Below are 18,044 nucleotides of genomic sequence, written 5' to 3'. Positions count from 1 at the left end.
AGTGTGTCTTTCCCTGTCAATTATCATATTTTACTAAAATTCGTCACATGTGATACTTTTTGGGAAGTAAAGTTATATATTCATTCTCTAATAAGAGAAATACATCAAGAAAAAACTCGGACTGAAGCCGTTGCTTCGGCTCCCAATTAACCAATAGATAAACTAACCTGTTGTGGATGATTTGCCGGTCTGAAAAGCGTCAGGTTAGGGATTATCCCTTATTCATCTCCTATTCACGCCCTATATACATACGCCGGGGATAAGGTGTGAATAGGGTATGAATAGGAGGTGTAACGGCTATGTTGCCTGTCTTCACCCTGTTTTCTCCTTGTGTGGAGCATTGTTTCAATGTTTTCTGCAAATATCGTCCGGATACCCGGATCTTATTCCATATAGGATTTTCCTGTCTTTATATACGTATTTCCCTGTCTGTATAATAGATTTTGAAAGGGGGAGGTGATGGTGCTACTTTTACTTCCGAAATTTGATTCCGGCCGGGATCTTTTGTATAACCTATTAAAACAAAATGTTATGGCAAAGAGTGAAAATGTGATTCGGGGCCGTATCGGGAACATGATTTTTTACCGGGTGAGGGGAGTGACCCGGATTCGTTCTGTTCCGTTGTCGGCGGTCAGGCCGGATGCGTTGAAGTGCCGGACCGCCCGGTTGCGTCTGATTGCGGCAGTCCGGTTTTATCAGCGTTTGCAGGATACCCGGTTACGGGATATCTGGCGGATGGCGGCCAAAGATACGGCGATGAACGGGTATAACCTGTTCGTGAAACAGAACATCCATGTGTTCAACGAACGTACGCTTTTCGATCCGGCCCGGTTACTGTTGGTGTCCGGCACCCTTCCACCGATGAATTGTCTCGAATTGGCGGAACAGACAGGGCGGCGCATAGTCCTGACCTGGAAAAACAGTCTGGAGCCGGCGGGTGTTCGGGCAACCGACCGGGTGGGGGTGGTGGCTTTGTGCGAAGGGAAAATGTATTCGCCCCTTTGGTTGGATAAAGCCGTGAGTTACCGGCAGGAGCAAAGGGTGGCCGTAGAGTTGGAAGGTTTGCCGGCGGGGACGGTCCACCTGTATTGTTTTTTCGTTTCGGCAGACGGGACGGCTTATTCTCCCGGCAGTTATTTGTGTATTCATTTAAAATCTGACGTATGAAAGGAATAGTGGAAACCGTGGCCGGTGTCATAGAACGCCTGTCGATATCTTCGACCGAGAAAAAACGGTTGAAGCAGGAACTGGAAACTCTTTTGGTGGATTATGAACGGGAACATTTGCAGGTGCAGTCGGGCGTGCTGCGCAGCGAGGCACAGGGCAACTGGTTGCAGCGTTCGTGGCGTCCGGTGATTATGCTTGCCTTTACTGTGGTGATATTGGTGGGAATGTTTACCGATTTGCCCATGCCGGAAGATACCTCCCGGTTCTGGGATTTGCTGGAAATCGGATTGGGCGGATATATCGTCGGTCGTTTCCGGATGAGAAAGTGATAAATTTTATTATTGTCAATTATGGAAATCTTGAAACATCGTTTGGTGGATGGTGGCGTGCAGCATCTGGTTTGCCGGAAAAACAGCCGGAAGCTGTCAGGTCCCGATATGATTGTGGTGCACTACACGGCCGGGACAAGTGCACGTACGGCAGCCGAGTTCCTGGCAAAAGAAGAAGTGAAAGCTTCGGCGCATTTGGTCATTGGCCGGCAGGGCGAATTGTTCCAGCTGGTGCCTTTCGATACGGAGGCCTGGCACGCCGGGCGGAGTTGTTATGGCGGGCGGGCGAATCTGAACCGTTATTCCATCGGCATCGAGTTGGATAATCTGGGGCGTTTACAGTGGCAAGAGGGGCGTTTCGTGGCGGAGTGTGGCGTGGAAGTCGCTCCGGCGGATGTTTATGTCGACGATACGGGTGAATTGGCGACTTTCTGGCATCGTTATACAGAACGGCAGAAAAGGCTGCTCCGGGAAATATGCCGGTTACTGAAACAGCATTATCCCATCCGTTACGTCGTAGGACATTCGGATATCACCGACCGGAAACAGGACCCCGGTCCTGAATTGCACGGATTTATGTGCAAGTGATTCATTATGTTAAACTTTAAATTAAAAAATCATGGCAGAATTTAATTCTTATTTGTTGGGCAAGGTTACCAAATCGGTAGGTAATATTACGTTGGTTTACACCAAACGTAAAAATATCGCGAAAGCGAAAGTGTTTAAACGGAAAGACAATCCTACGCCGGAAATTCTGGAGCAACGGGCAAAAATGAAGACTCTGGTGCAGTTCGGCAGGCGTATATTGCCTGTTGTCCGTAAAGGTTTTGCCGGAGTAGGGCGTGGTACGGCATTCAATGCCTTTGTCGCGCTCAATATGGATAAAGTATCGTTCGGTGCCGGTTCGGTGGCAACGATAGATTACGGGCGGCTGTTACTGGCTTCCGGTTTGTTGGTTACACCCCGGGTAACGGTTGGGTATGATGAGGAATCGGGGACTTATACTTTCAGTCAGACAGCACAGGAACCGGAAGAAGGTTTTGCTTCTCTGGCGGACAAAGTATACGGCGTGTTGCTGGAAACGGCGCTGCAGCGGGTGCGTATCGTTGCTTTGAATAATCGCGGTGTGGCGGGCGAAACGGAATATGCCTTACCTGAAGAGTGGGAAGCGTCGAAAGTGGAGGCGTATTGTTTTGCCACTTCCCCCAATGGACGGATGGTGTCGGACAGCATGCATTTAACGGTCTGAAAAAAGAAAGGAAATGGAAGAGTGTATAATGACCGGTAATGCAGCGGGCGGCCTCCGTGCAAGGCCGCCTCCGCCGCTCTTTCCGGTAAGAAAGTCCACCCAATTCTGCATCGTCGGTCGATGAGGCATGCGGAAATGGTTTTGTAGAATGATCTGATTAATTTGAATACCGGTATTCATTAGGAGCGATGCCCGTAATTTTTTTGAATAACAGACTGAAATATTGTACACTGGTATAGCCTAACCGCTGTGCTACGACGGCCGGGGTGTTTTCCGCTTTGAGCAACATCCTTTTAGCCGTTTCAAGCCGTCGCAGTTGGAAATACTCATCCAACGTCTTGCCGGTTTCGAATTTCAACAAATCGTTGAAATAAGGGACGGATAGGCCCAGTCCTGTGGCACAATATTCCGATGTAGGCAACAGAGCACCCTGTAACCTGCCGGAGGCGATATAGTCATCGAGCAGGGTTTCCAACTCTTCGAGCACGGTCTTGTTCTTATTCTCGCGTGTGATGAACTGCCGCTCGTAGAAACGGGTGCAATAGTCCAGCATCAACTCGATATGCCGTGAGAGAATGGTTGCGGTGTGCGTGTCGATGGAGTGGTGCAGTTCCTCTTCGATATTTTCAAGACAGCACGTAATGGTTGCCGTTTCCCGTCCGGACAAGTGTAATGCCTCTTCCTTGTTATAAGAAAAGAACGTATAGTTCCTGATATGATTTTTCAGTGAGGTACGGTACAGTAAATCGGGATGAAACGCCAACAGCCACCCTTTGTCCGGCAACACGCCCGCTTCGTTCATGCGGAAAATTTCCCCGGGTTTGAGAAATACCATCGTGGCATTGGAATAGTCGTAATACTTACGGCCGCAACAGCCACAGCCGTCCGGGCATTCCTCGATGAGCAGCACGGCATAGAATTCGAATTTCACGGCTTCCTGCTCCAAATCCGGGTGTTCCAGATTGATGATACTTGCCTGGGGATGCAGTGTTTTACATCCCAAACGGCGGTTGCATTCACACACGCTCTTTATGTCCAACGCCTTTTTCATCTGTCCTTTCAGCCAATCATCTTTGCCCGGTATTCATTCGGTGTGCATCCGGCCCGTTTCTTAAACAGGCGGCACAGGTGCTGCGGATATTGGAATCCCAGGGAATAAGCTATCTGGCTTACCGTATCCTGGGTGCCGGATATACGGTCCTTTGCCACTTCGATTATTTTCTCCTGAATATATTCCTGCGGAGTCTTTCCGGTTTCTTTTTTCAGCATGTCTCCGAAATAATTGGATGAGAGACACAATTTGTCGGCGAAGTGTTTCACCGAAGGGAGTCCGTCCCGCTCGGCGGCGGATCCTTCGAAATACTCGTCCAGCAACTGCTCGAAACGGGTCAGCACATCCCGGTTGCTTTTGCTGCGCGTGAGACGGTAAAGGGAACGCTGTTTTGCGGCGGTGTATGGCATGCGGGAGAAATTAAGGGAAGCCCGAAATTGCAGGAGGCATACGAAATGGGCAGACTGGTATAGGGAAAGGAACGGATTATGACACTTTTACCATCCTGTGGGGGGTGACCGTGGGTGACAATGCCATTATCGCCGCCGGATCGGTGGTGACGAAAGATGTGGCGGCCAATACGGTTGCAGGAGGCGTACCGGCAAGGTATATCCGTGACATTGACAGGAACGAAAAGCCTGATTTTCCTTGTCCGTCTGAAACGGGAACGGTGGATAAAAAAAGTATGGGATAACCTCTGTAATTGGGGTTATACAATCTGTAATCCATCTACCGGGCCTCTTTGCTGGGCGCTGTAACTTTGCGATGTGAAAAGAAAACAAGAAACAGTAATTATTAAAATCACATCGGTTATGAAACGGATAACTTTTTTAACGGCCGCTTTCCTCTGCCTCTCCGGTTTGACGGAAAGCCCGGCACAGGACACTCAAAGTAACAGGAATATGGAAGAATTGAAACTGACACAGGAATGGGACAAAACGTTCCCGAAGAGCGATAAGGTGAACCACAGTAAAGTAACCTTTGTCAACCGTTACGGCATCACGCTCGCTGCCGACTTGTATGTACCGAAAACGACCGCCGGGGGAGAACTGCCGGCTATCGCTGTCAGCGGTCCGTTCGGTGCCGTGAAGGAACAATCGTCGGGGCTGTATGCTCAGACACTTGCCGAACGGGGTTTCCTCACGATTGCTTTCGACCCCTCGTTTACAGGTGAGAGTGGCGGACAACCTCGCAGTGTGGCTTCGCCGGACATCAATACCGAAGACTTTTCGGCAGCGGTGGATTACCTGGCGACGCGTCCGGATGTGGATGCCGGGCGTATCGGCATCATCGGCATCTGCGGCTGGGGAGGTTTTGCCATCAATGCGGCAGCCAACGATACGCGTATCAAGGCAACCGTGGCCTCCACCATGTACGATATCAGCCGCTGTACGGCGAACGGTTATTTCGATGCTGCCGACAATGCGGACGCCCGTTATAAAATGCGTCAGGAGTTCAATGCCCAGCGTACGGAAGATTATCGCACCGGCACTTATCCCCGCACCGTGATGAATCCTAAGCCTGCCGGCGACGCACCACAGTTCATGAAAGATTATTATGACTATTACAAGACCGAACGAGGCTATCATCCCCGTTCCATCAACTCCGGTCTGGGATGGAACAAGACCTCCTCACTGGCTTTTGTCAATGCTCCTATACTTGCGTATGCCGATGAAATCCGCAGTGCCGTGCTACTCATTCATGGCGAAAAAGCCCACTCCCGTTATTTTAGCGAGGATGCCTTCAGGAAGCTGAAGGGTGACAACAAGGAACTGATGATTATTCCCGGAGCCGTGCATACGGATTTGTATGACCGGACGGACATTATTCCGTTCGACAAACTGGAGGAATTTTTCGATGAATACTTAAAATGAATTACAAACCGGGAGCAGAAGTACCGGGCTTATTCGGATGATTATGCCGAGGTGCAGCCTTTTATTGTAATGAAATTAAAAATACCTGCTGCCCCGATGATGGCGGCAGGTATTTTTTCCGGTGAGAAAATCCACAAAAATGGGTGGAGAATTTGCGAATACGCCGAAAGCTTACTATTTTTACAGCCCGGACGGAGTGAATCCGTTATTTGGGTATATTGTTGATTGTTTATGGAAAATTTTATTGTTTCGGCGCGAAAATACAGGCCTGCAAGTTTCGATACGGTGGTGGGGCAGTTGGCTATTACTTCCACTTTGCGGAATGCCATTGTGAACCATCAGTTGGCTCAGGCCTATCTGTTTACCGGTCCCAGAGGGGTCGGTAAGACGACTTGTGCCCGTATTTTTGCGAAAACGATCAATTGCCTGAATCTGCAGCCCAATGCAGAGCCTTGTAACGAATGCGAATCCTGTAAGGCTTTCAATGCCGGGCGTTCGTTGAATATTCACGAATTGGATGCCGCTTCCAATAACAGCGTGGACGATATCCGCGGATTGGTAGAGCAGGTGAGGATTTTGCCTCAGGTAGGGAAATACAGCGTATACATCATCGACGAAGTGCATATGCTCAGTACTTCGGCTTTCAATGCTTTCCTGAAGACATTGGAAGAGCCGCCTGCACATGCTATTTTTATTTTAGCTACCACAGAAAAACATAAAATATTACCCACGATATTGTCCCGTTGTCAGATCTATGATTTTAATCGGATGAAAGTGGGAGATACTGTCGAGCATCTGAAGTATATTTCGGCAAAGGAGGGGATTACAGCCGAGGAAGCCGCTTTGGACGTGATCGCTCAGAAAGCCGACGGAGCTATGCGTGATGCGCTCTCTATTTTCGATCAGGTGGTCAGTTTTTGTGGCAAAAACCTGACTTACGAAAAGGTCATCGAAAACCTGAACGTGCTCGATTACGATTATTATTTCCGTTTGACCGATTTGTTCAATGCCGGAAAAGTGGGGGAAGCCTTTTTACTTTTCAACGAGATCATCGGAAAAGGATTCGATGGCGGAAATCTGATTGCCGGCTTAGGAAAGCATTTCAGGGATGTATTGGTTTCTAAAGATCCGGCAACCGTCCAATTACTGGAGGTCAGTGCGGGAATAAAAGCACGCTATGCCAAACAGGCGGCGGATTGTCAGGTAGATTTTCTATACGAAGCTTTGAAGATCGTTGAACAATGTGAAATGCAATACAAAGTACGCATGGAAAAGCGGCTGTGCATCGAATTGGCATTGATCAAACTCTGCCAGATCAATGAGCTAAAAAAAAAAATCTGAGGGCTTCTGAGGTCGGTTTTCTCCTGAAAATAGAAGGTTTTGCGGGTAAATTTCAGACGGCAGCTAATGCTTCAGAAGGGGGACAGGCTGTCGCTACTCCTAAACCGGTCAGGCATTTTGCTGAAAATGACCGTCACCGCCCCGATGCTTCTTTTAAAATAAAGGATTCCCTGAGGCAAATCAGCCAAACCCAGCCTGTCGTCAAAGTGCAGAAAACAGAGGTGCAACAATTCAAAGTAGAAGCCCGTGATGTGATCGACGAAAGGAAGGTCGTGGCTGCCCTGGAGCGTTATATACAAGATCATCGTCCTGAACCGACGGTTGCCATAGCTCTCAAGACCCATCGGCCGGAGATCGACGGTGAAAATATTGTTTTAGCAGTAGATAACCAGTTGCAACAAGATAAGCTCGAAGCTTTAAAAATGCATCTCCGGAATGTACTGATGAAATTGTTGAACAATGGCTTTATCACCTTGTCATTTAAGTTATTCGACGATCAGAATTCGACAGAAGAAAAAAAATTATTCACTGCCGGAGAAAAATTCCGGCATTTTATAGAACTCAATCCCGTCGTTGCAGACCTGAAATCGATATTCGGGTTGGAGCTCGATTAAAAAAAGTAAAAGGCTTAACCTTTTACTTTCTATCTACGTCTCTGGAGTTGGCTTGGGCGGTAGGCATGATGACGATGTCGTTCAGGCAGACGTGGGCCGGACGGGTGATAGCGAAAATGATGGTCTCGGCAATATCCTCGTTGGTCAACGGAGTCATGCCCTGATATACTTTGTCGGCAGCCTCTTTATCTCCTTTGTAGCGCACGATGGAAAATTCGGTTTCTACCATTCCCGGGGCGATATTGGTTACTTTAATATGATGTTTCAGCATATCTGTCCGCATAGCCCTGGACAAGGCATCCACAGCATGTTTGGTTGCACAATATACGTTTCCTCCGGGATATACTTCTTTTCCGGCGATGGAGGCCAGATTCACGATGTGACCCGTATTCCGGGCGATCATCAGGGGGGCTACAGCACGGGTGATGTATAACAGGCCCTTTACATTGGTATCGATCATTCTTTCCCAATCGTCGAGGACACCCTCCTGGATGGGAGCGACTCCCACTGCCAAACCGGCATTATTGACCAATACAGAGATATCCCTCCATTTCCCCCCGAGATTTCGAATGGCTGTCTCGACTTCTCCGGACTGACGGATATCGAAGGCTAAGGGGAGTACATCGGCTCCTTTCTGGCAGATACTTTCAGCCAGTTCTTGTAAACGGTCGTTTCTCCGGCCTGTAATGATTACATCGAATCCGGCTTCCGCAGCTTTTAAAGCTGTTGCCTGGCCGATACCGGAAGTAGCTCCGGTGATTAATGCTATTTTATTCATCTTTATCGTATTGTAAAATGATTATCCGAATGATTCACAAACTTACAATTTTTAGCTTTAAAATCGGACAAGATTTGTTGAAAAGAATCAAAATAACTACTTTCGTTCCGTATGTTGAATAAAGCGTTCTATATAATCCTATTCCTATCCTTATCCTGTTGCGTGCAGGCCCAGAAAATAATGCGGAATACCAGTCTGTTGAATTATCAGCGGGGTGACCGGACCGTATTACATTTCGGTTTTAGCCTCGGGATCAATTATATGGACTATAAAGCCGTCTTGTCGGGAGCCAATGGATGGAGGGCGGAATCGGGCAAACTGGATGTCGGATTTCTGGTGGGTATTGTTTCTGAACTGAGATTAGGTGATGATTGGGGGCTGAGATTTTTGCCGGGACTGGAATTCGCTACCTGTTCGCTGGTGTATACGCAGGTGCCGGAGGTTGAAAATAACAAACAATATGCTTATAATGAGTCGGTTTATGTCTCTTTGCCGTTGATGTTGAAATACAAGGCCAAGCGGATTAATAATTTCCGTCCCTTTATTACTGCAGGAAGCAGTTATAAATTCGATTTTCAAAAACACGATAAGATCGATCCGGACAAGTCGGTTTATTTCCGAACCCGTAGAGGGGATGTTTTTCTGGAAATGGGAGCTGGTTCGGATTTTTACCTGCCTTATTTCAAATTTGGAATAGAGTTGCGTTTTTCATTGGGATTGACGGATGTATTGGTACATCGGCCTGATCCCAAAAATCCGGGATATGAGGATTATACACAATCTTTAAGTAAACTACGTGCCCGGATTTTCACGATTTGTTTTAATTTTGAATGATATTCAGCATTCTTATTTATCAGAGATATGTATACAGAAATTCAGATCAGAATAAAGCCAGAACAGGCAGGTGTGGAGGAAACATTGCGGCAAATCGCTGCCCGGGTTGCAGGAGTCGGTGCAGAACGGATCTGCCGGGTAGATATTGTCCGTAAGTCGATCGATGCCCGGCAAAAAGAAGTGATGTTCAACCTGGTCGCCGGACTTCATATCGACCGTATCGAGGAGAAAGAAAAGGTTTTCGTTCCGGCCTACCGGGATGTGTCCGACAGAGAAACGGTGGTCGTGGTCGGTGCAGGGCCTGCAGGTTTATTCGCAGCTTTGCGTTTGATCGAACGTGGTTTCCGTCCTTTGGTACTGGAAAGGGGAAAGGCTGTCGAAGACCGGAAAAAGGATCTGAATGGTTTATATAAGACCGGGATGGTAGATGAGGATTCTAATTTCGGTTTCGGGGAAGGAGGAGCCGGGACTTTTTCCGATGGAAAACTCTATACCCGTTCGAAGAAAAGGGGAGATGTACGCCGGGTTATGGAAATTTTGGTCTATCATGGAGCCAATCCTGCTATTCTGGTCGAAGCCCATCCGCATGTCGGAACCGACAAATTACCCGGAGTGATCGTCAATATCCGTAAAACTATTCAAAAACAGGGAGGAGAAATTCGTTTCGGTTGCCGGGTGACCGGTCTGATAATCCGTGAAAACAGTATACAGGGAGTGATTGCCGGAGGACAGGAAATTGCGAGCCGTCATGTCATATTAGCTACCGGCCATTCGGCCCGGGATATTTATCGGATGTTGCAAAGGCAGGCGGTACGGATGGAGCCGAAAGATTTTGCCGTCGGATTGCGTTTAGAGCATCCCCAGCAGGAGATCGATCGCATCCAATACCACACCCCGGAAGGGAGAGGCAAATGGTTACCTGCTGCTGAATATAATTTTGTCACCAATATAGACGGACGGGGAGTATATTCTTTTTGTATGTGTCCGGGTGGGGTAATCGTACCTGCGGCAACGGGGCCGAACCAACAGGTCGTCAATGGAATGTCCTCCTCCTACCGGAATACCCCCTGGGCAAATTCAGCTATGGTGACAGCTATCGGCCCGGCCGAATTGGAAAGTATGAATTACCGGGGATTATTTGCCGGCATGGTATTTCAGGAAGCCTTGGAACGACAGGCATGGGAGGAAGGGGGCGGTGGGCTTTTCGCTCCTGCTCAGCGGTTGACCGACTTCCTGGCCGGAAAGGACAGTAGCACTTTGCCGGCGACGTCTTATAAACCGGGAGTACATACTTCTGCTATCAGTGAATGGTTGCCCCGGATCGTTTATCGGCGTTTGGCGGCCGGACTGCAATATTTCGGACAACGGGCCAAAGGATTCGTATCCGAACGGGCACTTTTGCTGGGGGTAGAAACCCGTACCTCTTCTCCGTTGAGAATTCCGCGCAATGAGCAGCTGATGCATCCCGAGATACGAGGGTTATATCCTTGTGGTGAGGGGGCTGGATACGCCGGAGGAATCATTTCGGCAGCCATGGATGGCGAAAAATGTGCCGAAAATATCTTCTGAGCAGAAAGCCTGTTATTTTTTTTGAAAAAAATGGATTTTTTTTTTGAAAAGTATTGACATCCTCAATAAAATTGCTACATTTGCCTTTAGAGAGAGGTTTAAAATTCTAACCCTAAAAATTAATATTATGAATAAAGCTCAATTAATCGACGCTATTGCTGAAAAGGCAGGTTTAACAAAAGCAGATTCTAAAAAAGCTCTGGAAGCTTTCGTAGAAACAGTTGGTGAAGCACTGAAAGGTGGTGATAAAGTGGCATTGATCGGATTCGGTTCTTTTTCTGTATCTGAAAGAAGTGCTAGAAGCGGTAGAAACCCACAGACTGGCAAAACGATTACTATTCCGGCTAAGAAAGTTGTTAAATTCAAAGCAGGCGCTGAATTGGCAGAAAAATTCTGATCAGGAAATTAAGATAAAAGAAGGGGTGTTTCGAAAAAGCACCCCTTCTTTTGTATGGGATTGTATATGGAAAAACAGAAAATAGAGAATTGGAAGGTACTCCGTTCGGAGTATATCGCCAGAGAACCCTGGTTTACAGCCCGCCGGGATGAAGTGCAATTGCCGAACGGTAATGTCATTCCTACTTATTATGTATTGGAATATCCGGCCTGGATTTGTGTGATCGCTCTTACTAAGGAAGGGGGGATGATCATGGAAAGACAATACCGGCACGGAATCGGACGGGTTGATTATGAATTGTGTGCCGGGGTTGTAGATCCTACAGATGCCAGTCCTTTAGAAGCAGCCAAACGGGAATTACTCGAAGAAACCGGTTTCGGAAACGGAGAATGGCAGAGCTACATGATCATAAGTGCGAATCCCGGAACGCATAATAACCTGACTTATTGTTTCTTGGCTACCGGAGTGGAGAAGGTGATGGAGAGGCATCTCGAACCGACCGAAGACATTGTGGTGGAAGTATTAAGGCCGGAACAAGTGAGAACTCTCTTACTGAAAAATGAAATCATACAGGCGACTCACGCAGCTCCCCTTTGGAAGTATTTTGCTGAGAATCGTTGAATCTTGTTGTGTTTATTATGAAATCCATCAAAGAACAAGTAGAATATTTACGGGATTTTGTTGTCGATGAAAAAAATGCTCTGTTCGATCGGTTGATACAGGAGCGGACCGATTATGTAACGGTTGTGTTAGAAGATTTATTTCAATCACATAATCAAAGTGCGGTGATGCGCTCGGCCGATTGTTATGGGATACAACATGTCCACCTGATCGAAAACCGGAATTCATACGATATGACTTCCACAGTTTCGCAGGGTGCGCGGGATTGGCTGTCTATTCACCGGCATAAAGAACTGGAAAACAATACCCAGGCTACGATCGATCAGTTGAGGGCCGAAGGTTATCGTATCCTGGCTACGACTCCCCATGCCAACGATATTTTTGTCGACGATATCGATTTGGAAAAAGGGAAAATGGCTTTTTTCTTCGGGACAGAATTAACCGGTTTGTCCGATTTGGTTATCGGACAGGCAGACGAATTTGTAAAAATACCGATGTATGGGTTTACCGAAAGTCTGAACGTGAGTGTTTGTGCGGCTATTACGATGTACAGTGTTACCCGTCGTTTGCGCGGGAGCGGTATCGACTGGCATTTATCCGATCGGGCGAAGGATGAAATCTTATTCAAATGGTATAAAAATGCCATCAAAGCTTCCGGCGAAATTCTGGAAAGATTCAATGAAGAATAGGAACAGAAAACTTCGGGGTATGAAATGGTTTTGGATTCTGGGGGTACTATTGGGGGCCGGAGGGCCGGTGCGGGCACAAATGGATAGTGTTGTCATCTGCTTGGAAAAAATCAAGACGGCGACCGAAGATTCGGTACGCTTGGAATATGCCGGCGAGATCGAATATTTTATACGGTCTTCGGCTTTCGGTAGTTATCGGACTGAAAAGCCTGTGAAATATTTGGGGTATAAGAGATCGGACGATGCAGGGATCGAGTTGTTTTCCTGGGCCGTACCTCTGCGCGAAGGGCAGGCCTTTTATAATTTATTCCGCTTTAAAAATCCGGAGCGGAGTTACCTGATCAAAGCGTTGCCCGGAGATCGGATGGCTTGGTTGTTTTATGATTTTGTCCCTTTCGAACATCAGAAGCAGGGGTATGTACTTTTGCTGGGATGGTCGAAAACCCGGAATACCAACCGGAAAGCGGTATGGGTGGCCTGTTTCCATCCCGACGGAACGGTCACTTATAATCATCCTCTTTTGAGAAAAGGAGAGAGCAGAAGTGCTTCTCTGACCTTTGAATATGCGCTGGATGCGAGTATGCTTTTGAAACAAGATAAAAACGGAAAACGTATCCTTTTCGATCATCTTGCTCCTACAGATCCGAAATATGAAGGCTATTTTATGTTTTATGGGCCCGATGCTTCCTGTGATGCTCTGGTTTTAAAAAAGGAAGAGTGGTGGTATGAAGAGAATCTGACCAATTAATTCAACATATACAAGACAGATGGAAGAAGATAAATTTAATTTTTTAACAGAACAATTCGACGATATAAAAATTCTCCGGTATCAGGTACCGGCTTTCGGGCAACTTCCATTACGGGAAAAGATCTTTGTCTATTACCTGAGTCAGGCTGCTTTGGCAGGCCGGGATATACTATGGGATCAGAATAACCGGTATAATTTGCGTATCCGGAAGATTCTGGAACGGATTGTCCGGGAATATCCCGGGGATCGGAATACCGATGAGTTCGGGCGTTTTCTGATTTATACGAAGAAGGTGTTCTTTGCCAATGGCATCCATCATCACTATTCTATGGATAAGTTTATCCCTGGTTTTTCTAAGACTTATTTTCAGGAATTGTTGGCGTCGATCGGTATTCCGGAGGTGTTTCCCGAATTGGAACGAGTTATGTTCGACTCCGGTTATATGGCCAAGCGGGTGGTTTTGGACGAAGGGAAAGATTTGATCCGGGCTTCGGCTAATAATTATTATATGAATGTAACCCAGCGGGAAGTCGAAGAATTTTACCGCACTTCCGGTGAAGAGGATTCCTGTCCGGTATCCCGGGGATTGAATTCGACCCTGGTCAAAGAGGAAGGGGTAATCCGGGAAGCAGTCTGGAAAATAGGAGGAAAGTACGGTCAGGAATTGGCCCGGGTCGTAGCATGGCTTGAAAAAGCGATACCCTATGCTTATAACGAACAGCAGCAGAAAGTAATTCGGTTATTGATCGATTACTATAAAACGGGAGATTTAAAACTTTTTGACCGGTATTCGATCGAATGGTTGAAAGAGGATCAGGCCCCGGTCGATTTTATCAACGGGTTTATAGAGGTATACGGGGATCCTCTGGCTTATAAGGCCAGTTGGGAATCGGTGGTGGAGATCGTCGATCAGGAAGCCGGAGAACGCACCCGTAAACTGGCCGGAGAGGCACTGTGGTTCGAACAGCATGCCCCTATTCGCGAAGAATTTAAGAAACAAGAAGTGAAAGGCATCACTGCTCGTGTTATGCAGGTGGCTATGCTTGGCGGAGATTGTCATCCGGCTACTCCGATAGGGATCAATTTGCCCAATGCCGAATGGATCCGCGAACGCTACGGAAGTAAATCGGTGACTTTGGACAATATCACTTATGCCTATGATATGGCAGCTAAATCTTCCGGGATGATCGACGAGTTTGCCGGTTCGGACGAAGAAATTCGTTTGGCTCGTGAATGGGGAACTATCGGGAGTAATGTGCATACCGATCTTCACGAATGTCTGGGTCATGGGTCGGGAAAAATGTTGCCGGGTGTGACTACCGAAGCATTGCGTAATTATTATTCTACGATAGAAGAAGCCCGGGCGGATTTGTTCGCCCTCTATTATATCATGGATCCCAAATTGGTCGAACTGGGAATTATCCCTTCGTTGGAAGTGGCTAAAGCGGAATACAACAGCTATATCCGGAACGGTTTACTGGTACAACTCACCCGCATTAAATTCGGAGACCGGCTTGAGGAATCCCACATGCGTAACCGCCAGACGATAGCCGCCTGGGCTTATGAACAGGGGAAAGAAGCGAATGTAATAGAGAAAGTGCAAAGGGCAGGTAAGACCTATTTTATCATTCGTGATTTCGATGCTTTAAGAGTACTTTTCGGGCAATTGCTGGGAGAAGTACAGCGGATCAAATCGGAAGGAGATTTCGAGGGAGCCCGGAAATTGATCGAGACCTACGGAGTAAACGTCGACCGTCGGTTACACCGTGAAGTGTTGACCCGTTACGAAGCTTTGGGAGTGGCTCCATATGCCGGTTTTATCAACCCTGAATATCGCCTCGTCGAACAAGATGGAAAAATTATCGATGTCGGAATCACTTATCCCGACGACTTTCTGGGACAGATGATGGGGTATGGGGAAAAAAGGTAAAAGGATGAAAGGCTATAGGCTAAAAGCAAAAAAGCTATAGGCTTTGGGTTTTCTTACCTTTTGTCTATAGCTTTTAATGCTTCTTCGCCTTTAGCCTTAAGCTTCTTCGCCTTTAGCTTTTTTAATGCTTCTTCGCCTTTAGCCTTTAGCTTCCTTGCCTTTAGCTTTTTTAATGCTTCTGCCGTGCCGTAATGATAGCCATAAAGTCGTCGGCTTTCAGGGAAGCTCCGCCGATAAGGCCACCGTCGACGTCTGCCTGACAGAATAGTTCGTCGGCATTTTTGGGGTTGCAGCTTCCGCCGTATAAGATCGAGGTGTTGTCAGCTACTTCTTTACCATATTTGTCGGCGATGGTTTTACGGATAAAGGCATGCATTTCCTCAGCTTGTGCAGAGGTGGCTGTTTTGCCGGTACCGATAGCCCATACCGGTTCGTAAGCTACGACGATGTGTGCGAACTGATCGGCAGAGAGGTTGAATAAACCGTTTACCAATTGAGATTTTACTACTTCGAAATGTTTGCCGGCTTCCCTCTCGGCTAAAACTTCTCCGACGCAGAAAATGACATCCAGGTTATTTTCCAGGGCACGTTGTACCTTCTTAACCAGGATTTCATCGGTTTCTCCGTAATAGCTTCTTCTTTCAGAGTGACCGAGAATGACATACCGGCTTCCGGTAGAGGCCACCATAGCTGCGGATACTTCACCGGTATATGCTCCGGAGACTTCTGTAGCGCAGTTTTGTGCAGATACGGCAATGACTGCAGGATCTACCATTTTACTTACTTCGGCCAGATGAATGAAAGGGGTACCGATGATGACCTTCACATCCTTTGCATTAGCAGCTTTTACTTTGCTGTTTACCTCTTTAGCCAGTTCAATCCCTTCCTGCAGGGTTTTGTTCATTTTCCAGTTACCGGCAACAATTTTTTTTCTCATGATTCGTTGTTTTAAATTGCTTTATATTCTTTAATTGTCAGTTTGATTTCTTTCTTTATTTTATCATCCTTTTATATTTCCGGATTATATAGAGAAATATGCAGGCGATATAGAGCATAATCAGGCTGTAGATCAGATATCTGTCTGTGATAGCCTGTTGTTCTTGCAGGCAATAGGAAGCTAAGTCTTTGTTCTGTAATTCCTCCACTTCCGGCAGATCCCGGTGGCCCCATTTGTCGAGGATAGTCCCCTGACGTAAAAGGATCAAGCCGGGGTTCGAGCGTACGATCGTTTTCAACTGTATTTCATCGGTTGAACAATAATCATAATTTACCTGATGAGCTTCGGTATATTTCCGGATATCATCGGCGGCAGAAGCACTCAAACCATAAAACCGGTAACCTTTATCTTTGGCATATGCTGCCAGTCGGTTCAATTTTTCCTGATTTTCAGGATCGGTTTTATTGATGTTGTAAGCGATAACCAAAAAGGTATATCCATTATCTTCTAATACTTCCTGGGTGATGTCTCCCAATTCCGGATGTTCGATGACGAAATCATGAATCGGAGCTTTATATCCTTCTTTGATCAGTTTCTGATCCGAGCTGACATATTCCCAGTTTACGGTATCTTGCCAGGGATAGTTTTCTTCTGTAAAGTCTTTTACTTCTCCTGTCTGTTTGTTTTTGTATTTGAGCGTAATCGCATATTCGTCATGCGGAGCTCCGTCGGGGATGGCCATACCCTCGGAGATATTTTTACCGATAGCATAGGGACGGAAATCCACGATAGGCAGGTGACGGAAAGAGTACCATTGTACACAGAACATGAAAATAACCGTCCCCACTAAAACCACAGTTTGTTCCAGAAAGTTGAAAATCGGTTTATACTTATCTCTTGTGTAAAAGATAACTAATGTCATCGCCAGCAGAATGATATTTTTCCAGAAAGTTTCCCAATTGGTTAAGATCAGGGCATCCCCGAAACATCCGCAGTCTGTGACCGGATTCTTGATAGCCAGGATCAGGGTGAGAGGAGTAAAAAATCCCATAAACAAAATGGCTCCCCAGGCAGCTGTTTTTATCTTGATATTCAGGAACAGACAGATACCGATAAGAAATTCTGCCATAGAGAGCAAGAAGGAGAAAAACAGGGTACTGAATCCCATCCAACTCATGCCGAAAGCATTGAAATAATCGGTGAACTTGTAGTCTGAACCGAGCGGGTCCACTCCTTTTACAAAACCAGAATAAATAAATACAATACCGACTAAAATACGGCAGATATTTCTCAATAATTTCATATGGTTGTGTTTATTATAGATTGACATTTTCTACAGTCAGCCGGATCAAAGCGAATACGGCATAATTGATCATATCGTAATAGTTTGCGTCGATGCCTTCCGAAATTAAGGTGTTGCCCTGATTATCTTCGATCTGTTTCGTACGGTTGATTTTCATCAGGATCAGGTCGGTATAAGAACTGGTCCGCATACTTCGCCACGCTTCACCGTAATCGTGATTTTTATCCAGCATCAGGGCTTTGGCTTTTTGAAAATAGTTTTCATATAATTGGGAAATCCGTTGCTGATCGGTCGGGATATCTTCTCCCGGTCCTAATTCCAGCTGAATCAGCCCCATGATGGAGTAATTGACGATACCGATAAATTCAGGGACAATCCCTTCGTTGATTTTGCAGACCCCTTTTTCTTCGATACTCCGGATCCGGTTGGCTTTAATAAATATTTGGTCGGTGATCGATGTCGGCCGTAAAATTCTCCAGGCCATTCCATAGTCGTGCATCTTTTTGGTAAAGATATCGCTGCATGTTCCGATCACTATATCGTATTCTTGAGCTGTTTCAGGCATAGTGTTAAATAATTAAAAACGTACCGATAAAATCGGGTTTATAGACTT

The 18,044-nt window shown here is 46.6% G+C and carries 18 protein-coding genes and 3 pseudogenes; 15 read left to right on the top strand and 6 right to left on the bottom strand.

Annotation, left to right across the window (positions count from 1 at the left end; genetic code table 11):
• The first annotated feature begins 531 nt into the window (after positions 1–531).
• Genes ODOSP_RS05665 through ODOSP_RS05650 form a run of 4 tightly spaced genes read left to right on the top strand, consistent with a single transcriptional unit; the run spans position 532 to position 2,745 of the window.
• On the top strand, positions 532–1,167 hold the full coding sequence (locus ODOSP_RS05665) for a DUF6266 family protein (RefSeq protein WP_013611423.1): 636 nt from the start codon (positions 532–534) through the stop codon (positions 1,165–1,167).
• Positions 1,164–1,496 (top strand): 3TM-type holin, encoded by a 333-nt coding sequence (locus ODOSP_RS05660; RefSeq protein ID WP_013611422.1) that lies wholly within the window; start codon positions 1,164–1,166, stop codon positions 1,494–1,496. Before ODOSP_RS05665 ends, ODOSP_RS05660 begins: the two co-directional genes overlap by 4 nt.
• A 21-nt stretch (positions 1,497–1,517) precedes the next feature.
• A complete protein-coding gene (locus ODOSP_RS05655; protein WP_013611421.1) occupies positions 1,518–2,084 on the top strand; it encodes an N-acetylmuramoyl-L-alanine amidase in 567 nt (188 codons plus the stop codon).
• A 31-nt stretch (positions 2,085–2,115) separates the two neighbouring features.
• Positions 2,116–2,745, top strand: a complete 630-nt coding sequence (locus ODOSP_RS05650) for a DUF6266 family protein (protein ID WP_013611420.1) — start codon at positions 2,116–2,118, stop codon at positions 2,743–2,745.
• Between the two features lie 157 nt (positions 2,746–2,902).
• Here the strand turns inward: ODOSP_RS05650 and ODOSP_RS05645 are convergent, their stop codons facing one another.
• Positions 2,903–3,796 (bottom strand): helix-turn-helix domain-containing protein, encoded by an 894-nt coding sequence (locus ODOSP_RS05645; RefSeq protein ID WP_013611419.1) that lies wholly within the window; start codon positions 3,794–3,796, stop codon positions 2,903–2,905.
• An 8-nt stretch (positions 3,797–3,804) separates the two neighbouring features.
• Positions 3,805–4,164 (bottom strand): annotated as a pseudogene (locus tag ODOSP_RS05640) (helix-turn-helix domain-containing protein); the annotation flags it as partial.
• Between the two features lie 128 nt (positions 4,165–4,292).
• On the opposite strand from ODOSP_RS05640, the pseudogene ODOSP_RS05635 reads away from it, so the two are divergent.
• The 4 genes and pseudogenes from ODOSP_RS05635 to ODOSP_RS05620 form a co-directional block, all read left to right on the top strand.
• A pseudogene (locus ODOSP_RS05635) lies at positions 4,293–4,490 on the top strand (hypothetical protein); the annotation flags it as partial.
• Positions 4,491–4,608: 118 nt separating this feature from the next.
• Complete coding sequence (locus ODOSP_RS05630) at positions 4,609–5,670, top strand: alpha/beta hydrolase (protein WP_013611417.1); 1,062 nt, start codon at positions 4,609–4,611, stop codon at positions 5,668–5,670.
• A 231-nt stretch (positions 5,671–5,901) separates the two neighbouring features.
• Positions 5,902–6,987, top strand: a pseudogene (locus tag ODOSP_RS05625) (DNA polymerase III subunit gamma/tau); the annotation flags it as partial.
• A gap of 230 nt (positions 6,988–7,217) precedes the next feature.
• Positions 7,218–7,625: a hypothetical protein gene (locus tag ODOSP_RS05620; RefSeq protein ID WP_041556448.1), complete on the top strand. Its 408-nt coding sequence runs from the start codon at positions 7,218–7,220 to the stop codon at positions 7,623–7,625.
• Between the two features lie 22 nt (positions 7,626–7,647).
• On the opposite strand, the gene ODOSP_RS05615 is transcribed toward ODOSP_RS05620, so the two are convergent.
• A complete protein-coding gene (locus ODOSP_RS05615; RefSeq protein WP_013611415.1) occupies positions 7,648–8,403 on the bottom strand; it encodes an SDR family NAD(P)-dependent oxidoreductase in 756 nt (251 codons plus the stop codon).
• Positions 8,404–8,514: 111 nt separating this feature from the next.
• Here ODOSP_RS05615 and porT point away from each other — a divergent pair, with 111 nt between their 5' ends.
• The 7 genes from porT (at position 8,515) to ODOSP_RS05580 (ending at position 15,191) form a co-directional block, all read left to right on the top strand.
• Positions 8,515–9,237, top strand: coding sequence for a type IX secretion/gliding motility protein PorT/SprT (gene porT, locus ODOSP_RS05610; protein WP_013611414.1), 723 nt, complete (start codon positions 8,515–8,517; stop codon positions 9,235–9,237).
• A 27-nt stretch (positions 9,238–9,264) separates the two neighbouring features.
• Positions 9,265–10,806 (top strand): NAD(P)/FAD-dependent oxidoreductase, encoded by a 1,542-nt coding sequence (locus tag ODOSP_RS05605; RefSeq protein WP_013611413.1) that lies wholly within the window; start codon positions 9,265–9,267, stop codon positions 10,804–10,806.
• A gap of 127 nt (positions 10,807–10,933) precedes the next feature.
• Entirely contained in the window at positions 10,934–11,203 is a 270-nt protein-coding gene (locus ODOSP_RS05600; RefSeq protein ID WP_013611412.1) for an HU family DNA-binding protein, read from the top strand.
• 66 nt (positions 11,204–11,269) lie between these two features.
• Positions 11,270–11,824: an NUDIX hydrolase gene (locus tag ODOSP_RS05595; protein ID WP_041557211.1), complete on the top strand. Its 555-nt coding sequence runs from the start codon at positions 11,270–11,272 to the stop codon at positions 11,822–11,824.
• Positions 11,825–11,841: 17 nt separating this feature from the next.
• Complete coding sequence (locus ODOSP_RS05590; RefSeq protein ID WP_013611410.1) at positions 11,842–12,513, top strand: TrmH family RNA methyltransferase; 672 nt, start codon at positions 11,842–11,844, stop codon at positions 12,511–12,513.
• 19 nt (positions 12,514–12,532) lie between these two features.
• Positions 12,533–13,261, top strand: coding sequence for a hypothetical protein (locus ODOSP_RS05585; protein ID WP_013611409.1), 729 nt, complete (start codon positions 12,533–12,535; stop codon positions 13,259–13,261).
• A 19-nt stretch (positions 13,262–13,280) separates the two neighbouring features.
• A complete protein-coding gene (locus ODOSP_RS05580) occupies positions 13,281–15,191 on the top strand; it encodes a dipeptidyl-peptidase 3 family protein (protein WP_013611408.1) in 1,911 nt (636 codons plus the stop codon).
• A 169-nt stretch (positions 15,192–15,360) separates the two neighbouring features.
• Here ODOSP_RS05580 and tpiA read toward each other — a convergent pair whose 3' ends face one another.
• From tpiA to ODOSP_RS05565, 3 genes are read right to left on the bottom strand one after another with little or no spacing between them, the layout of a single operon-like run.
• Complete coding sequence (gene tpiA / locus ODOSP_RS05575) at positions 15,361–16,128, bottom strand: triose-phosphate isomerase (protein WP_013611407.1); 768 nt, start codon at positions 16,126–16,128, stop codon at positions 15,361–15,363.
• A gap of 55 nt (positions 16,129–16,183) precedes the next feature.
• Positions 16,184–17,431, bottom strand: coding sequence for a BT_3928 family protein (locus ODOSP_RS05570; RefSeq protein ID WP_013611406.1), 1,248 nt, complete (start codon positions 17,429–17,431; stop codon positions 16,184–16,186).
• Positions 17,432–17,444: 13 nt separating this feature from the next.
• Positions 17,445–17,996 (bottom strand): DUF1599 domain-containing protein, encoded by a 552-nt coding sequence (locus ODOSP_RS05565; RefSeq protein ID WP_013611405.1) that lies wholly within the window; start codon positions 17,994–17,996, stop codon positions 17,445–17,447.
• Between the last annotated feature and the right edge of the window lie 48 nt (positions 17,997–18,044).

It is taken from the genome of Odoribacter splanchnicus DSM 20712, from assembly GCF_000190535.1.
In the GTDB taxonomy this organism is placed as follows: Bacteria; Bacteroidota; Bacteroidia; order Bacteroidales; family Marinifilaceae; genus Odoribacter; species Odoribacter splanchnicus.
This window is presented reverse-complemented; position numbering and strand designations above follow the sequence as displayed.

What these genes read in the sequence shown, in the direction of transcription:
- ODOSP_RS05565 (WP_013611405.1), bottom strand. Translation starts at nt 17,996, where the DNA reads ATGCCTGAAACAGCTCAAGAATACGATATAGTGATCGGAACATGCAGC.
- ODOSP_RS05580 (WP_013611408.1), top strand. Translation starts at nt 13,281, where the DNA reads ATGGAAGAAGATAAATTTAATTTTTTAACAGAACAATTCGACGATATA.
- ODOSP_RS05605 (WP_013611413.1), top strand. Translation starts at nt 9,265, where the DNA reads ATGTATACAGAAATTCAGATCAGAATAAAGCCAGAACAGGCAGGTGTG.
- ODOSP_RS05600 (WP_013611412.1), top strand. Translation starts at nt 10,934, where the DNA reads ATGAATAAAGCTCAATTAATCGACGCTATTGCTGAAAAGGCAGGTTTA.
- ODOSP_RS05570 (WP_013611406.1), bottom strand. Translation starts at nt 17,431, where the DNA reads ATGAAATTATTGAGAAATATCTGCCGTATTTTAGTCGGTATTGTATTT.
- ODOSP_RS05660 (WP_013611422.1), top strand. Translation starts at nt 1,164, where the DNA reads ATGAAAGGAATAGTGGAAACCGTGGCCGGTGTCATAGAACGCCTGTCG.
- ODOSP_RS05615 (WP_013611415.1), bottom strand. Translation starts at nt 8,403, where the DNA reads ATGAATAAAATAGCATTAATCACCGGAGCTACTTCCGGTATCGGCCAG.
- ODOSP_RS05585 (WP_013611409.1), top strand. Translation starts at nt 12,533, where the DNA reads ATGAAATGGTTTTGGATTCTGGGGGTACTATTGGGGGCCGGAGGGCCG.
- porT (WP_013611414.1), top strand. Translation starts at nt 8,515, where the DNA reads ATGTTGAATAAAGCGTTCTATATAATCCTATTCCTATCCTTATCCTGT.
- ODOSP_RS05650 (WP_013611420.1), top strand. Translation starts at nt 2,116, where the DNA reads ATGGCAGAATTTAATTCTTATTTGTTGGGCAAGGTTACCAAATCGGTA.
- ODOSP_RS05645 (WP_013611419.1), bottom strand. Translation starts at nt 3,796, where the DNA reads ATGAAAAAGGCGTTGGACATAAAGAGCGTGTGTGAATGCAACCGCCGT.
- ODOSP_RS05595 (WP_041557211.1), top strand. Translation starts at nt 11,270, where the DNA reads ATGGAAAAACAGAAAATAGAGAATTGGAAGGTACTCCGTTCGGAGTAT.
- ODOSP_RS05630 (WP_013611417.1), top strand. Translation starts at nt 4,609, where the DNA reads ATGAAACGGATAACTTTTTTAACGGCCGCTTTCCTCTGCCTCTCCGGT.
- ODOSP_RS05655 (WP_013611421.1), top strand. Translation starts at nt 1,518, where the DNA reads ATGGAAATCTTGAAACATCGTTTGGTGGATGGTGGCGTGCAGCATCTG.
- ODOSP_RS05665 (WP_013611423.1), top strand. Translation starts at nt 532, where the DNA reads ATGGCAAAGAGTGAAAATGTGATTCGGGGCCGTATCGGGAACATGATT.
- ODOSP_RS05590 (WP_013611410.1), top strand. Translation starts at nt 11,842, where the DNA reads ATGAAATCCATCAAAGAACAAGTAGAATATTTACGGGATTTTGTTGTC.
- tpiA (WP_013611407.1), bottom strand. Translation starts at nt 16,128, where the DNA reads ATGAGAAAAAAAATTGTTGCCGGTAACTGGAAAATGAACAAAACCCTG.